Raw genomic sequence first — 13,771 nt, 5'->3', positions numbered from 1 at the left:
CCACCGCCCTGGCCCTGTCCGGGTGTTCGTCGTCCCCCTCCCGGCCGGATGCGGGTCCTCCCCCCGTGGATGCCGGCACGTCCGACGCGGGTGACGACTCCGACGCGGGCTCGGACGCTGGCACCTCCGACGCGGGCACCGACGTGCCGCCCTGGGACGGCACCGCCGAGACCCTGCCCGAGCGCACCGACCACGTGGACCGGCGTCCCTTTTCGGACTGCGCGTTCACGCTGCCCGTGGGCGCTCCGGTCGCAGCGTGTGACGACGTGTCCCTCTTCGACCGGACGTCGTGCCCCTCGGACGCGTTCGACAGCCTGGACTCCGTGGGCTTCTACGCCATGGAGGCCAACGGCCCCTACAGCCTCCAGCTTCCGCTGGACGGGGGGGCGGGGGATCTCACCGGCAGGCCCCTGACACGCCAGGAGGTGGGCGCGGGTTCGTTCTTCTTCGCATCCCACGCCCCCGCGAGCCGCGTCAGCCCGCCTCGGGACTCGGTGTTCGCGGGCTGCACGAGGCCCACACCCGACCGCATCAACGGCTGCTTCGTCGTCTGCGCCGAGGGCAAGGTGCGCAGCAAGGGGACCTTCACCGCCGCGCGCACCGGCCTCCGGGCACGGGGCGAGTCCGAGTCCTCCGGCCTCACCCTCGTCTCCGAGTCCGCGGTTCCGCTCGGCTATGCCGTGGACGTCTTCGTCGCGAAGGGCCACGCCTACGTGGTGGCCACCGGGTCGAATGACCGGCTCGGGGGCCTGGCCGTCCTCGACGTGAAGGATCCCGCGCACCCGGTGCTCAAGAAGGTCCTCCAGCTTCCGAACGACACGGGCTGGAACGGCGTGTGGGCGAAGGGCGACGCGCTCTACATCGCCAGCGCCAAGGCCGGCGTCATCGTCTACGACATCTCCAACCCCGCCGACCCCCAGTACGTGCGCGCCGCGCCCGGCGAGCCGACCATCGTGCACACCGTCCACGTGCAGGGTGACCGGCTCTACGCCGTCGTCCCGTCCGCTGGCGACGCGGTGCTCGTGTTCGACGTCGCGTCACCCCTGTCGCCGGTGCTGCTCAACAAGATCTCGCTCCAGCGGGGCTTCAGCGGCCCGCATGATTCCTTCGCCTACGGAGACCGCCTCTACGTCAGCTACACGGATTCGGGGTACGTGGCCTTCGACGTGAAAGACGCGGAGCACATCCAGGAGCTGGGCGCGTATGTCTTCGGTCGCCAGTACGCCCATGCGAGCGCGGTGGGCACCTTCGCGGGCCGCACCATCGCCTTCGAAGGCGGCGAGTTCGAGGGCTCGCACCTGCGCGTGCTGGACGTCACCGACCCGGCGAACATGCGGCTCATCGGCGAGTACCAACTGCGCCCCGAGACCTCCATCCACAACATGGTGCTGCACGGGACGCGGCTCTACATCGCGTACTACCACGAGGGCGTGCGCGTGCTGGACGTGTCCGTGCCGCCGAAGCCTCGCGAGGTGGCGTACTTCAACAACTACCGGGAGACGGACCCCGGCCGCGACGGAAACATCTTCACGGGTGCCATCGGCATCCGCGTCCCGGGCGACGGGTACGTGTACGTGGTGGACACGCACCGAGGGCTGCTCATCCTTCGCGAACCCTGAGCCGGCCGCGCCCGACCTCCAGGCACAGCTCCCAGCCGTCCTCGAGGAGGTCCTCGGAGGGCGCGGGCTCCAGACGCCGCCGCAGTTCCTCCCCCGCCGTGCCCCGCAGGCCGGACTCCTCCAGCTTGATGCGGGCACGCACCTCTCCGCCGACATCCCACGAGCCATCCGAGCCGGACAGCACCATCAGGTCCGCTTCGAGGTCCCCCACCACGAGGTGGTCCGAGCCGGTGTACAGCGCGCGGACCCGCTCATTCCCGATGACCACGAGGCCCGAGTCCGCCGGGTCTCCATCCATCAGCGCGCCATGGACGATGAGGTCTCCCAGGACGACCACGGTCCCCGCCAGGTGGACGTGACCGTGGAGCTCCAGCGGGCCCTGGTAGATGACGAGCTCGTCGTAGGTCGTGCCGAGCGTGATGAACGTGTCCCCGTCCTGCTGACGCGTCGTGGAGAAGCTGGGGAACGCGGCGACGGGCCCACCGTGCCGCTTCAGCGCGTGCGCGACGATGAACTCCCAGTCCGGGGGGCTCCGGGCCTCGGGAATGGTGATGGGTTCGAAGGCGGGCCGCGCCAGCGCCTGCTCCAGCGCCTGAGCCATGCTGTCCCGCCACGCGTCCTTCAGGCGCTGCTGCTCGGGTGTGGGCCAGGCAGGGTCGCTGCTCCAGTGGTCGACGATCCCCCCGCCGGGAACGCGGGTGCGCAGGTCGGCGAGGGCTTCGTCGATGTCGGGGCGGCGTGGGTGCATCCGGGGGCTTCTAGCCCGGCCCGCGTGGCTGCGTCATGCTGCCGCGAAGCCTCTTGGCCGTCCGGAGCCCCTGCCCATGAAATCCCCCGCGCGCCTGTCCATCACGGCGCTGTTCGCCTGTGCCCTGTCGCTGTCCGGCTGTCACAAGGACGACCCCGAGGTCCCCGACGCGGGCCCGGCCCCCACGGGCACGGCGGTGGAGCGCTCCGACTACGTGGACGTCGTCCCCGACGTGCCGTGCGCGGATCCGGACTACGCGTCGCCCCGCGCCAACTGCGAGGACCCAGGCAGCTTCCGCCTGTCCGGGTGCGACCTGGCGGCCGTCGGGGACCCGGCCCTGCTCGGGACCTACCGCGCCATCCTGCGCTACCACTCCGAGAGCGCCTTTGGCGCCGGGTTCCGCCTGAACCCCGACGGCAGCCCCGGCACCCTCATGGGCCGTCCGCTGGTGCGCCAGCAGGTGGGCGCCCAAGGGTTCTTCCTCACCAACGAATACACGACGACCACGAAGGCCGTGCAGCGCTACGCGCTCGCGGGGTGCCGCGTGCCGGAGCCGGGCCGCATCACCGGCTGCTTCGTGCGCTGCACCGACGGCGTGCCGGAATACTCCGGCACCTTCGACGCCCGGCGGATGAACTGGAGCCGGGAGACCCCCACATCTCCGTCCCTGCGCCTCGTCTCCGAGACCTCCATCGCGCTGGGAGACCCGGTGGACGTCTATGTCACGAAGGGCCACGCCTACGTGGTGTCCCTCCCCCGGGGCACGCTGGCGGGCGGCCTGTCCGTCGTCAACGTGGCCGACAAGGCCCACCCGTTCATCGTCACGATGCTGAACCTGCCCAATGACAGCTACTGGAACGGCGTGTGGGCGAAGGGCGACGCGCTCTACATCGCCAGCGCCAACTCCGGCGTCATCGTCTACGACATCTCCAACCCGGCGGCGCCCCAGTACGTGCGCTCACTGCCCGGCGGCGCCATCAACGTGCACACCGTGTTCGTGGACGGGGACCGGCTGTACGCCATGTCCCCGGCCCCCAACGGGGAGACGCTCCTGTTCGACGTGGCCACGCCGCTGGAGCCCAAGCTGCTGAGCCGCATCTCCGTGCCGCGCGACGACCCGTACGGCTATCCGCACGACGCGTTCGCCTACCAGGACCGCCTCTACGTCAACCACGCCACCACGGGCTACGTCGTCCTGGACGTGACCCGTCCCGACGTGACGCCCGTGCTGGGCGGCTACTCCTTCCCCGGCCAGTACAGCCACGCGAACGCGGTGGGGACCTTCGACGGGCGCACCATCGCCTTCGAGGGCGGCGAGCGGTTCGGCGCGCACCTGCGCGTGCTGGACGTCACCGACCCGGCGCGGATCCGCCTCCTCGCGCAGGTGAAGATGCGGGCGGAGACGTCCATCCACAACATGGTGCTCAAGGGCACGCGGCTCTAAGTCGCCTGGTACCACGAGGGCGTGCGCGTCTTCGACGTTGCCACCCCGGAGAGCCCTCGGGAGGTGGCGTCCTTCAACACCTTCGACGAGTTCCACCCGCGCAGCACCGACAGCCTCTACCAGGGGGCCATCGGCATGCGCGTGCCGGGGGACGGGGCCGTGTACGTCGTGGACCTGTCCCGCGGCCTGTTCGTGTTCGAGGAGCCCTGAGCCTCAGAGCTCGATGCGGTTGCGGCCGTTGGACTTCGCCCGGTACAGCCGGGTGTCCGCGACGCGCAGCAGCTCCTCCAGCGTGGTGCCGTCCCGCGGCGCCACCGCGAGCCCCGCGCTGAAGGTGACGTGGAAGGCTTCGCCCCCGTCGCCCTCGAAGACCATCCCCGCCAGCTCCTCCGCCGTGCGAGAGAGGATTTCGCGCGCGTTCTCCGCCGTCTCACCCAGCAGCGCGACGACGAACTCCTCGCCGCCCCAGCGGGCGCGCAGGTCCTCGCGGCGGAAGCGCGCGCCCAGCAGGCGCCCCAGCCGCATCAGCACGCGGTCCCCGGCGAGGTGGCCGTGCTCGTCGTTGACCTTCTTGAAGTGGTCCACGTCCAGGAAGCACAGCGCCAGCGGCCGGTCCACGCGGCGCGCCTCCGACAGCCGGGTGGTCACCGCCTCCACGAAGGGACGGCGCAGCATCAGCCCCGTGAGCGCGTCCTTCTCCGTGCGCTCGCGCGACAGCCGCGCCCGCTCCAGCCGCGCATGCACGCGGGCGCGCAGCTCCTCGCGCAGCACGGGCTTGGCCAGGTAGTCGTCCGCGCCGGCCTGGAACGCCGCCAGCCGGAACTCCAGGCCCACCTGCGCCGTCACCAGGAGGATGGGCAGCTCCTGCCACTCCGGCGTCAGGCGCAGGATGCGGCACAGGTCGAAGCCGCTGGGCCCGGGCATCTGCACGTCCAGCAACAGCAGGTCCGGTCGGTGCTGCGCGAGCGCGTCCAGCAGGCCGTACGCATTCTCCAGCCCCACCACCTCCACCGCGTCGCTCACCAGCGCCTGGGTGAGGGCGCGGATGGCCTCCGGATCATCGTCCACCACCATCACCCGGGCGCGCTCCTGCCGCCGCGCCGTCACCAGCCGCTCCGCCGCGGTGGCGAAGTCCTGGAGGGTGAAGGGCCGGGGCAGGAACAGCGACGCGCCCGCATGCGCCGCGACCATGCGCTCCTGCAGTCCGCCGCCGGAGCTGGAGAAGGCCAGCGGCAGCGACTGGTGCCCGTCCAGCGCCCGCAGCGCGTTCGCCGTGGCGATGCCCTCATTGCCCATGTGCAGGAGCGCCCCGTCCACCCACTGCCGCCGGGCCACCGCGCAGGCCTCCTGGGCCGAGGCCGCCGTCACCACCCGCACGTCCTCCTGCGCTCCCATGCGCTTCGCGTCCGCGAGCACCGCCGGGTCCTCGTCCACCACCAGCAGCGTGCCCATGGCGGAGGGCGCCTCCACGACCTCCTGCTCCGGCTCCACCTCCACCGGCAGGGCCACCACGTCCTCCAGCGCGTGGAAGGCCGCGTCCACCGCCGCCCAGTCCAGCGGGCCCCCGTGCCGCACGGGCTGCAGCACGTCCTCCAGCTTGCCCGCCGTGAGGCTCACGTCCCGGAAGCCGTAGCTGCCCGCGGTGCCATGCAGCTTGTGCACGACGCTGTAGGCCTCCTCCATGGACGAGGCATCCCCCTTCCGCCCCTTGCCGAGCAGTGCCTTCAGCGTGGCCAGCCGCTCCGGCAGCTTCGCGCCGTAGTCCGCGCTGAGCAGGGCCAGGCTCGCCGCGAAGGCGTCCTCCGGTTCGGGCTCCTCCGCCTCCAGCGCCTCCGGGGGCGGGGGCGGCGGCTCCGCGAGCGCGAAGAGCTGCTCCAGCCACACCGCCAGCTCCTCTGGCCGGTAGGGCTTGTGCACCACGCGCGCCACGCCCAACTGGCGCGTGAGCAGCTCGTGGCTCTTGAGGTCCTTCCAGAAGGCGGAGGCGAAGAGCACCGGCAGCCCGGGGCGCGTCTGGCGCAGCTCGCGGATGAAGTCCGCGCCCGTCATGCCCGGCAAGAGGCCGTCCACGATGGCGGCGTCCACCGGCTGGGACACCAACACCTCGCGCGCCTCGGCGGCGGAGCGCGCGGGGGTGACCTGATAGCCCTTGTCGCGCAGGAAGGTGCAGACCAGGGTCTGGAGGTCCCGGTCGTCCTCCAGGAAGAGGAGGGTCTTGTTGTGACGCGCGGTGCTCATGGCAGCGCCTTTCTGGGTTCAGTGGCCGCGACGTCCCGGCGGGCCAGCAGACCGTTGAGCAGCTCCCGCACGGAGTTCACCAGCTCCTCTTCCGAGGAGCGGGCCTTCGTCAGGTGCCGCGTGATGCCCAGCGTGAGCTGGCGTTGGTCGGTGCGCGACAGCTCCCGCCCGGTGAAGACGATGAGCGGGGTCGCGCGGCCCTTGCCCTGGCGCAGGATGTCCACCACCTCGAAGCCATCCAGGCGGGGCAGCCCCACGTCCAGCACGATGAGGTCCGGGGGCGTGTCGCGCGCGAGCGCCACCGCGCTCTCCCCGTCCGCCGCTTCGATGCACAGCGCGCCCAGCCGTTCGAACTGCGCGCACAGCACCCGGCGCGTGGTGGCGTCGTCGTCCACCACCAGCACGCGCGCCTGTCCCGGCTGGCGCATGGCGTAACGCAGTGTCTTCAGCAACCGGGTCTCATCCACCGGCCGGGGCAGCCAGTCCACCAGGAGCGGCGTGCCCACGCCCGCGGTGCCATCCGTCGCGCGGCCGGACAGCGCCAGCACGGGCAGCTCGCGGGTGCGCGGCTGTTCGCGCAGGCGGCGCACCCAGTCCAGCACGTGGCCGTCCGGCATCTGCGTGTCCACCACCAGCGCGTCCGGCAGCGACGTGTCCACCGCCTGCACGGCCTCCGCGATCGTGGCGGCGCGCACCACCCGGTAGCCCTCGTGGGACAGCAGGCCCCGGAGCAGCGCGGACAGGTCCGCGTCCGCGGTGACGATGAGCACGTTGTGGCGCGACTCGTCCCGGGGCACCGGGGACACGGCGCCGGGCGACGGAGCCGGGGCGCGCAGGGACTCCAGGCTGAAGTGGAAGGTGGCGCCGTGGCCGGGCCGGCTCACGACCTCGATGCGGCCGCCATGCTGCTCCACGATGGCCTGCGAGATGGCCAGCCCCAGGCCGGTGCCGCCCTTGGAGCGGGTGTCTGACGCGTCCAACTGCTGGAAGCGGCCGAAGAGGCGGGAGAGCTTCTCCTCCGGGATGCCGGGGCCCTGGTCGGTGACGCTGAAGCGCACCCGGCCGTCCGCCGCCACGCTGGAGGCCACCACCACGGAGCCGCCCTGCGGGGAGAACTTCACCGCGTTGGAGACCAGGTTGGTGAGCACCTGGATGAGCCGGTCGCGGTCGCCCTTCACCTGCGGCGTGCCCTCCACGTCCGAGCGCAGCGTGACGTGCGCGGCGTCCGCCATGCCCTGCACGCCCAGGAGCGTGGACTCCACCAGGTCCTGCGCCGTCTGTGGCTGGAGCTTCAGCTCCAGCATCCCGGACTCCATCTTCTCCAGGTCGAGAATCTCGTTGATGAGGCGGATGAGCCGTTCGGTGTTGGTGCGCGCGATGCGCACCATGTCCAGCGCCTGCGCGGGCAGATCCCCCACGATGCCGCCCTCCAAGAGGCCCAGCGAGCCCCGGATGGAGGTGAGCGGCGTGCGCAGCTCGTGGCTCACGGTGGAGACGAACTCGTTCTTCATCCGCTCCACGGTCTTGCGCTCGGTGAGGTCGCGCACGAAGACGGTGGTGCGCGGCGGGCCGTCCCCGTGCACGCGCGCGAAGGTGAGCTCCGCGGGGAACACGCCGCCGTCGGCGCGAAGACACGGCGACTCCACGCGCGCCGCCGGGCCGCTGTCCTTCTGGAGCGCGGCGTGGACGCTGTCTCGCTGGGCCGCCGGCAGTGACGCGGGCAGGGCCAACGACAGGAAGTCCGCGCCCACCGCCCGGGCGGACGTGAGGCGGAAGTTTCCTTCCGCGGCCGGGTTGAACTCCACCACGCGGCCGGCTTCGTCCAGCACCACGATGCCGTCCGGGGACGCCTCCAGGATGGCGGCCTTGCGCGCGTCGCTGGCCCGCGCCTCCGCGCTGGCGGCGGACAGCGCCTGGGTGCGCTCGGCCACGCGCGCCTCCAGGCCCCGGTTGAGTTCCCCCAGCGCCGCGGACGCCCGCGCCAGCCGCACCAGGACGACGAGCACGTAGATGACCAGCAGGAAGGACACGCCGAAGAGGACGATGCGCGTGCGCTCGGCGCGGGACTGGGACTGCTCCTGGAGCTGGAGGTACGTGGTGATGAGGCGCTCGGCCTCGCTGCTGGCGCTGTGGTCCAGGAGCGCCTGGAAGGACGCGTCCGCCGAGCGCAGCAGCACCGTCAGCTCCCGCGCCTGGGTCTCCAGGACATGCAGCGCGGCGAAGGCGTCGGTGGACACACGCTCTCCCTTGCGGGCCTGTTCCAGGCGCGCGATCGAGTCCTCCACCCGCGAGCCGAAGTCCTTCCCGTGCAGACGGGACGCGGTGAGCACGTCCCCGCCCAGCGTCTCCACCTGGGCGCGCAGCGCGCCCGGGGGCAGCGCGGCGTGCGCGGCGAAGACGTTCCTGGGGAAGACCTCGCACAGGGCCGCGAACTGTTCGTCCTTCTCACGGGCCGTGGCGAGCAGGACGCGCGAGCCCTGGAGCGCGCGCAGGTAGGCGTCCAGGGACGCGGTCAGCGAGCGCATGCCCTCGTCCGGCAGGAAGGCGGGCATCGCGCGCAGCATGCGGGCGCGGGCCTCCAGCGCGTCGAAGTCGTTGCTGGTGGAGCCGTGCGCTTCCCGCATGCCCACCCGCTGGCGCAGCACGTCCAGCTCCAGCTCCGCGGTGGCCACGCGCAGCTGGCGCAGCTGGGTGCGGTAGGCGTCGTGTTCGTCGGTGGAGCCCGGGCGGCCCAGCACGAACAGCGTGCACAGGAGCACCAGGGCGCCCGCGGCCAGCGCGGCGGAGCGTTTGGACAGGCGAGGTTCCATTCAGGGCACCAGCTTGCGGATTTCCTGCGGCAGCGTCATGGGGTCGAACGGCTTGCCGATGACGCCCACCGCGCCCAGCTCCAGGTAGCGCGCGACCTCCTGCTTTTGAATCTTCGCGGTCATGAAGATGATGGGCGTGTTCGCGGTGGCGGCCTGGGCCCGCAGCCGGCCGAAGGTGGTGGGCCCGTCCATGCCGGGCATCATCACGTCCAGCAGGATGAGGTCCGGCACCTCCGTGGCCGCCTTCTCCAGGGCCTCCGCGCCGGAGGACGCGAGCACCGTCTGCCACTTGCCCACGCGGCTGAGGCTCAGCTGCCCGATGGTGCGGATGTCGTCTTCGTCATCGACGAGCAGGACTTTCTGGATGGTCGCCATGGGAGGAGGTGCGCCTCGGGGTCGGGGTTGGATCGCGTTACGGGGTCGGGTCGCACTCGGGAAGGTCGAAGGAGAAGCGGGTGCCCTCGCCGGCGCGGGTGACGAAGCGCAGGGTGCCGCCCATGCGGGCCACCAGCCCGTGGGCGATGCTCAGGCCCAGGCCGGTGCCGGGGCGCTTGCGGGTATCGGACGCGTCCGCCTGGGCGAACTTCTGGAAGACGCGGGGCTGGAACGCCTCCGGGATGCCGGGGCCGTGGTCCGCCACCTCCACGCGCAAGGAGCCCTCCTCGCGGGTGAGGGAGAGGGTGACGCGCTCGCCCTGGGGGGAGAACTTGATGGCGTTGGACAGCAGGTTCGCGAGCACCTGGTTGAAGCGGTCCTCGTCCACGCGGGCGCGCGCGCCGGGGGCCTCCACCTTCACTTCCAGGTGCACGCCGTATTCGGCCGCGTAGCCCTGGTGGGCCTGGAGCGCCTGGGCGAGCAGGGGGGCGACGTCGGTGGACGCCAGGCAGAGGTCCAGCCGGCCGGACTCCATCTTCTCCAGGTCGAGGATGTCGTTGATGAGGCGCAGCAGCCGTTCGCTGTTCTTGTGCGCGATGCCCACCATCTGCGCGACCTGCGGCTCCAACGGGCCGGCGATGCCGCCCTCCAGCAGGCCCAGCGAGCCCCGGATGGAGGTGAGCGGCGTGCGCAATTCGTGGCTCACGGTGGAGATGAATTCGTTCTTCATCCGCTCCACGCGCTGGCGTTCCTCCTCCAGGACGCGGGCCTGGGTGACGTCGCGGGCCACGGCGTAGAGCAGGCCCTCTTGCGGATCCGGGACGGCGTTCCACTGCAGCCAGCGCCAGGAGCCGTCCGCGCAGCGGGCGCGGTGTTCGAACTGGAGGACGGCGGCGCCTTCGCGGGCGCGGGCCAGGTGCCGGGCGGTACCCGCGCGGTCGTCGTCCAGGGCCAGGTCCACGACGGAGGTGGAGTACAGCTCCGCCTCGGTGAAGCCGAGCGTGCGGCTCCAGGCCTGGGACAGGCGCAGGAAGGTGCCGTCCATGGTGGCGATGCAGAGCATGTCCACGGAGACCTTGAAGAAGCGCTCCTGCTGCTCCAGGGCCGTGCGGGCCTCGCGCTCGTTGAGGGCGTTGAGCTCCACCTCCGCCCAGCCGGCCATGTCCGCGAGCGCGCCGCGGTCCGCGTCGGAGAAGTCGCGCGGCTCATGGTCGATGAGGCACAGGGTGCCCACGCGGCTGCCATCGGCGGTGCGCAGGGGGTGGCCGGCGTAGAAGCGCACGAAGGGGGCGCCCACGACGAGCGGGTTGTCGTGGAAGCGCGGGTCGCGCAGCGCGTCCGGCACGACGAAGCTGCCGGCGGACAGGATGGCGTGGCCACAGAAGGACACGTCGCGCGGCGTTTCGGAGGCGGACAGGCCCTGACGGGCCTTGAACCACTGGCGGTCCTCGTCCACCAGGGACACCAGCGCGATGGGCACGCGGAACAGGTGGGAGGCGGCGCGAACGATGCGGTCGAAGCGCTCGTGGGCGGGCGTGTCCAGGAGGCACAGCGAGCGCAGGGCCTGCAAGCGCCGGGGCTCGTCCACGGGTGTCGGGGGAGGGAGCATGGCGTGTTCCCCGTGCTACCTCACCTGTATGCCATTGGGGAGAGGGTGCGAGGGGCGAGCGGGCAGGCGGGAAATGGGTGGTGAGGCTGCACGGCGAGCGACTTGAAATGACCGGTGGTCATGCGGGTGCAGCGGATGGACGATGGGCGGCTCCAGGTAGACGGCCCACTCGCGGGATCGTTTCCGGACACGGAGACAGACAGGTCCATGACGAAACTCCGCTTGCTGTCCGCCTTCCTGATCCTTGGCCTGCTGCCGGGATGTTCCCTGTTCGGTTACTACAAGTACGAGCGGGCTCCACGCGGCACGCCAGAGCAAGCAGCCCAGATCGATTTCCCCAACTCCTATGAGGACGGGACACATCTCGATGGGCCCGCGCTGGCGGCCTTCATCGTCGCGCTCAATGAATTCATCCCGCCCCACAGCAAGGCGGATACCAGCAATGAAGCACTGACGAAGTGCCTGACCCGGCGTGACACGTACGACGCGACCATCTTGAAGGCCAACGACGACCTCTACTTCGTCAGCTTCCTTCCCAAGATTGAACGCTGCGGCATCCAGTTGGAGGTGCCCATCCTGGACGCGGGCGCGGACTACGCCATCGACCGACAGGGACGCATCTTGAACGTGCTCTAGCCCGTCGTCCGGCGCTTCTTCGCCTGCGCCTTCTTCCGGGCCACCGGCGCGGAGGCAGTCGGCGCCGGCAGCACCGACACCATCGCCTTCACCACGCGCGACACGGCCTTCAGCCGCTGCGGATCCAACTCCCGCAGCGTGCGCATCAGCCGCCGCAGCTCCGCGGAGTCCTCTTCATGCCGGGGCGCTCGCGGCGATACCGGCGACAGGCCCGGCCCCACGCCCAGCAGCGCGTCCGCGGACACCGCCAGCACGTCGCACAGCCGCCGCAGGTTCTGCGCCCGGGGCAACATCCGCCCGCGCTCCATGCGGCTGTAGACCTCCATGGCGATGCCCACCCGCTCCGCCACGTCCGCCTGCGTGAGCCCCAACCGCATCCGCGCATCCCGCGCGGCGGCTCCAAAGACCGTGTTCAGCTTCTCATTGACGGGCGCAGGCACCCCCAAAACCTTGCACCTCTCCCCCCGTGCGCAAGTTTTCAGGTCCCGCCAGCACTCAGCGCGCCCGGAACGCCAACACGCCCTGGATGACCAGGCCCAGCGCCTTCAACTCCTCCTCGTCCAACGGCCGCAGCGCTCGCACCAGCCGCCGCAAGGACGGCGGATCCTCTTCCCGGTCCGCCAGCGCCATCGTCAGCGCCTCCTGCGGCGGCGTGGGCCCGTCCAATCCCAGGAGCGTGTCCGCGCGGATGCGCAACACCATGCTCAACCGACGCAGCGTCGTGGAGCTGGGCAACACCCGCCCCCGCTCCATCCGGCTGTACACCTCCATGGCGATGCCCACCTGGCTGGCCACGTCTCCCTGGGTCAGCCCCTGTCGCTCACGGGCCGCGCGCGCCGCCGTGCCCACCGTGATGGCCAACTCCTCGTTCATTGCCGCTCACCACCCCTGCCCGGAAAGCCATGTTCCCCGTGAAGTCAGGTGTCCGGCGCCCTACCTGACATGGCCCCGACACTACCCCAAGGGGCAGTCGCCATGCTATGGACCTCCCAGGTCCTATCGACCTTTCCAGCCATGCGTCCGCCCAGCCACGTTCTCCCTCTTGAATTGAACCCTCCACGTCCCACACCTGTTTCCCGCTCCGCGGGCGCGGGGAGGAGCCCGCGATGAGCATGGGAATCGAAGGCCACCCGCTGCTGCTGCAACCCCAGGAGGTGGTGGGCAGCTTCAAGCTGCTCAAGCGCCTGGCCACCGGGGGCTACGGCACCGTGTTCCTGGCGGAGACCGGGGGCGTGCCCGTGGCGTTGAAGTTCGCGCTCTACGGTCCCCAGGACGCCGAGGAGGGCTCGCAGGTGGACGCGCGAACCCTCAAGGAGGTGAGCGTCCTGCACCGCATGGCCCACCCCAACGTGGTGGCGCTGCGCGGCTACCACCGCTGGCCCCACCCGAGCACCGGCTACCTGTTCCTGGTGATGGACTACGTGGAGGGCCCCACGCTGTCGGAGTGGGCCCTGGCGTCGCGGCCCACCCCCCGGCAGGTGGCGCGGCTGTTCGCGGAGCTGGCGCTGACGTTGGACTTCATCCACCGCGCCGGCGTGCGCCACCGCGACATCAAGGGCAGCAACATCATCGTGCGAGCGTCGGATGCCCGGCCGGTGCTGGTGGACTTCGGCTCCAGCGACCACGCCTGCGCCGCGCGGATCACCGACGACCGGCCCCCACCGGGCACCCCCAGCTACCGCAGCCCGGAGCTGCTCCGGTACTGGCTGCGCTACCCCAAGCACCTGACCCGCTACGTCTACCAGCCCACCGACGACCTCTATTCGCTGGGCCTGGTCCTCTTCGAGGTGCTCACCGGCGACTTCCCCTACCCCACGAACGTGCCCGCGGAGGCCCTGCTGGGCCGCATCCGCGCCGCCCCCAGCCGCTCCGCCCGGGCGCTCAACCCGCGCGTGCCCCGCGAGCTGGACGCCATCTGCGAACGGATGCTCCGCCACGACGTCGCCCAGCGCTACCCGATGGGCACGGACCTCTACGCGGACCTGAACGCCGCCCTGGAGCGCGCGTCCCCCAGCTGGGACATCCCCCTGTTCGCGGCCCCGCCTCCCCACGACGCCGTCACGGAGGAATCCGACGAGTTCTTCGACGGCAACGAGGAGGCCCGCGAGATGCGCCGGTGGGCCCGGGCCCAGGACTGGCGCGTGCCGGGCGCCTCTCCCCACTCCAGCGCGCGTGCACGGTGCATGCGTTGCTTAAGCACGGAGGGCCGCATCCGGGTCAAGCCCTCCGTGCAGCCCGGCGCGAAGATGCGCCGGGAGTGTTTCTCCGCGCTACCGCGAGGCCGTCTTCTGC

General features: G+C 71.3%; 12 protein-coding genes. 5 read left to right on the top strand and 7 right to left on the bottom strand.

Annotated elements, in window-relative coordinates; translation table 11 throughout:
- A partial coding sequence (locus D7Y13_RS27610) for an LVIVD repeat-containing protein (protein ID WP_341870442.1) occupies window positions 1-1,619 on the top strand: 1,619 nt, incomplete at its 5' end.
- Here the strand turns inward: D7Y13_RS27610 and D7Y13_RS27605 are convergent.
- Window positions 1,600-2,367 carry a hypothetical protein gene (locus tag D7Y13_RS27605; protein ID WP_120584374.1) on the bottom strand — a complete coding sequence of 256 codons (768 nt, stop codon included), beginning with the start codon at window positions 2,365-2,367 and terminating at the stop codon, window positions 1,600-1,602. The two genes, D7Y13_RS27610 and D7Y13_RS27605, sit on opposite strands and share 20 nt — an antisense overlap.
- 76 nt (window positions 2,368-2,443) lie before the next feature.
- On the opposite strand from D7Y13_RS27605, the gene D7Y13_RS27600 reads away from it, so the two are divergent.
- Together D7Y13_RS27600 and D7Y13_RS48215 are read left to right on the top strand one after the other, a co-directional pair.
- Complete coding sequence (locus tag D7Y13_RS27600) at window positions 2,444-3,811, top strand: LVIVD repeat-containing protein (RefSeq protein ID WP_233595683.1); 1,368 nt, start codon at window positions 2,444-2,446, stop codon at window positions 3,809-3,811.
- 21 nt (window positions 3,812-3,832) lie between these two features.
- The gene (locus D7Y13_RS48215) at window positions 3,833-4,021 is read left to right on the top strand and encodes a hypothetical protein (protein WP_233595684.1); all 189 of its coding nucleotides are present in this window, start codon (window positions 3,833-3,835) and stop codon (window positions 4,019-4,021) included.
- Window positions 4,022-4,024: 3 nt separating this feature from the next.
- On the opposite strand, the gene D7Y13_RS27595 is transcribed toward D7Y13_RS48215, so the two are convergent.
- Genes D7Y13_RS27595 through D7Y13_RS27580 form a run of 4 tightly spaced genes read right to left on the bottom strand, consistent with a single transcriptional unit; the run spans window position 4,025 to window position 10,843 of the window.
- Complete coding sequence (locus D7Y13_RS27595; RefSeq protein WP_120534940.1) at window positions 4,025-6,049, bottom strand: response regulator; 2,025 nt, start codon at window positions 6,047-6,049, stop codon at window positions 4,025-4,027.
- Window positions 6,046-8,859, bottom strand: a complete 2,814-nt coding sequence (locus D7Y13_RS27590) for an ATP-binding protein (protein ID WP_120584375.1) — start codon at window positions 8,857-8,859, stop codon at window positions 6,046-6,048. The genes D7Y13_RS27595 and D7Y13_RS27590 overlap by 4 nt, the downstream gene beginning before the upstream one ends.
- A complete protein-coding gene (locus D7Y13_RS27585; RefSeq protein ID WP_120534942.1) occupies window positions 8,860-9,234 on the bottom strand; it encodes a response regulator in 375 nt (124 codons plus the stop codon).
- A 37-nt stretch (window positions 9,235-9,271) separates the two neighbouring features.
- The gene (locus tag D7Y13_RS27580) at window positions 9,272-10,843 is read right to left on the bottom strand and encodes an ATP-binding protein (protein WP_120584376.1); all 1,572 of its coding nucleotides are present in this window, start codon (window positions 10,841-10,843) and stop codon (window positions 9,272-9,274) included.
- A gap of 207 nt (window positions 10,844-11,050) precedes the next feature.
- Between D7Y13_RS27580 and D7Y13_RS27575 the strand changes: the two genes are divergently transcribed.
- Window positions 11,051-11,479, top strand: coding sequence for a hypothetical protein (locus tag D7Y13_RS27575; protein WP_120584377.1), 429 nt, complete (start codon window positions 11,051-11,053; stop codon window positions 11,477-11,479).
- On the opposite strand, the gene D7Y13_RS27570 is transcribed toward D7Y13_RS27575, so the two are convergent.
- Both D7Y13_RS27570 and D7Y13_RS48785 read right to left on the bottom strand, forming a co-directional pair.
- Window positions 11,476-11,919, bottom strand: coding sequence for a helix-turn-helix domain-containing protein (locus tag D7Y13_RS27570; protein ID WP_167508780.1), 444 nt, complete (start codon window positions 11,917-11,919; stop codon window positions 11,476-11,478). The genes D7Y13_RS27575 and D7Y13_RS27570 overlap by 4 nt on opposite strands.
- Before the next feature lie 55 nt (window positions 11,920-11,974).
- On the bottom strand, window positions 11,975-12,352 hold the full coding sequence (locus D7Y13_RS48785) for a helix-turn-helix domain-containing protein (RefSeq protein WP_120538356.1): 378 nt from the start codon (window positions 12,350-12,352) through the stop codon (window positions 11,975-11,977).
- Between the two features lie 233 nt (window positions 12,353-12,585).
- On the opposite strand from D7Y13_RS48785, the gene D7Y13_RS27560 reads away from it, so the two are divergent.
- A partial coding sequence (locus D7Y13_RS27560; RefSeq protein WP_244222378.1) for a serine/threonine protein kinase occupies window positions 12,586-13,771 on the top strand: 1,186 nt, incomplete at its 3' end.

This window comes from Corallococcus praedator (assembly GCF_003612125.1).
In the GTDB taxonomy this organism is placed as follows: Bacteria; Myxococcota; Myxococcia; order Myxococcales; family Myxococcaceae; genus Corallococcus; species Corallococcus praedator.
This window is presented reverse-complemented; position numbering and strand designations above follow the sequence as displayed.

Excerpts from the sequence above, each read along its gene's own strand:
- D7Y13_RS27605 (WP_120584374.1), bottom strand. The coding sequence starts at position 2,367 with ATGCACCCACGCCGCCCCGACATCGACGAAGCCCTCGCCGACCTGCGC.
- D7Y13_RS27600 (WP_233595683.1), top strand. The coding sequence starts at position 2,444 with ATGAAATCCCCCGCGCGCCTGTCCATCACGGCGCTGTTCGCCTGTGCC.
- D7Y13_RS27595 (WP_120534940.1), bottom strand. The coding sequence starts at position 6,049 with ATGAGCACCGCGCGTCACAACAAGACCCTCCTCTTCCTGGAGGACGAC.
- D7Y13_RS27590 (WP_120584375.1), bottom strand. The coding sequence starts at position 8,859 with ATGGAACCTCGCCTGTCCAAACGCTCCGCCGCGCTGGCCGCGGGCGCC.
- D7Y13_RS27585 (WP_120534942.1), bottom strand. The coding sequence starts at position 9,234 with ATGGCGACCATCCAGAAAGTCCTGCTCGTCGATGACGAAGACGACATC.
- D7Y13_RS27580 (WP_120584376.1), bottom strand. The coding sequence starts at position 10,843 with ATGCTCCCTCCCCCGACACCCGTGGACGAGCCCCGGCGCTTGCAGGCC.
- D7Y13_RS27575 (WP_120584377.1), top strand. The coding sequence starts at position 11,051 with ATGACGAAACTCCGCTTGCTGTCCGCCTTCCTGATCCTTGGCCTGCTG.
- D7Y13_RS48785 (WP_120538356.1), bottom strand. The coding sequence starts at position 12,352 with ATGAACGAGGAGTTGGCCATCACGGTGGGCACGGCGGCGCGCGCGGCC.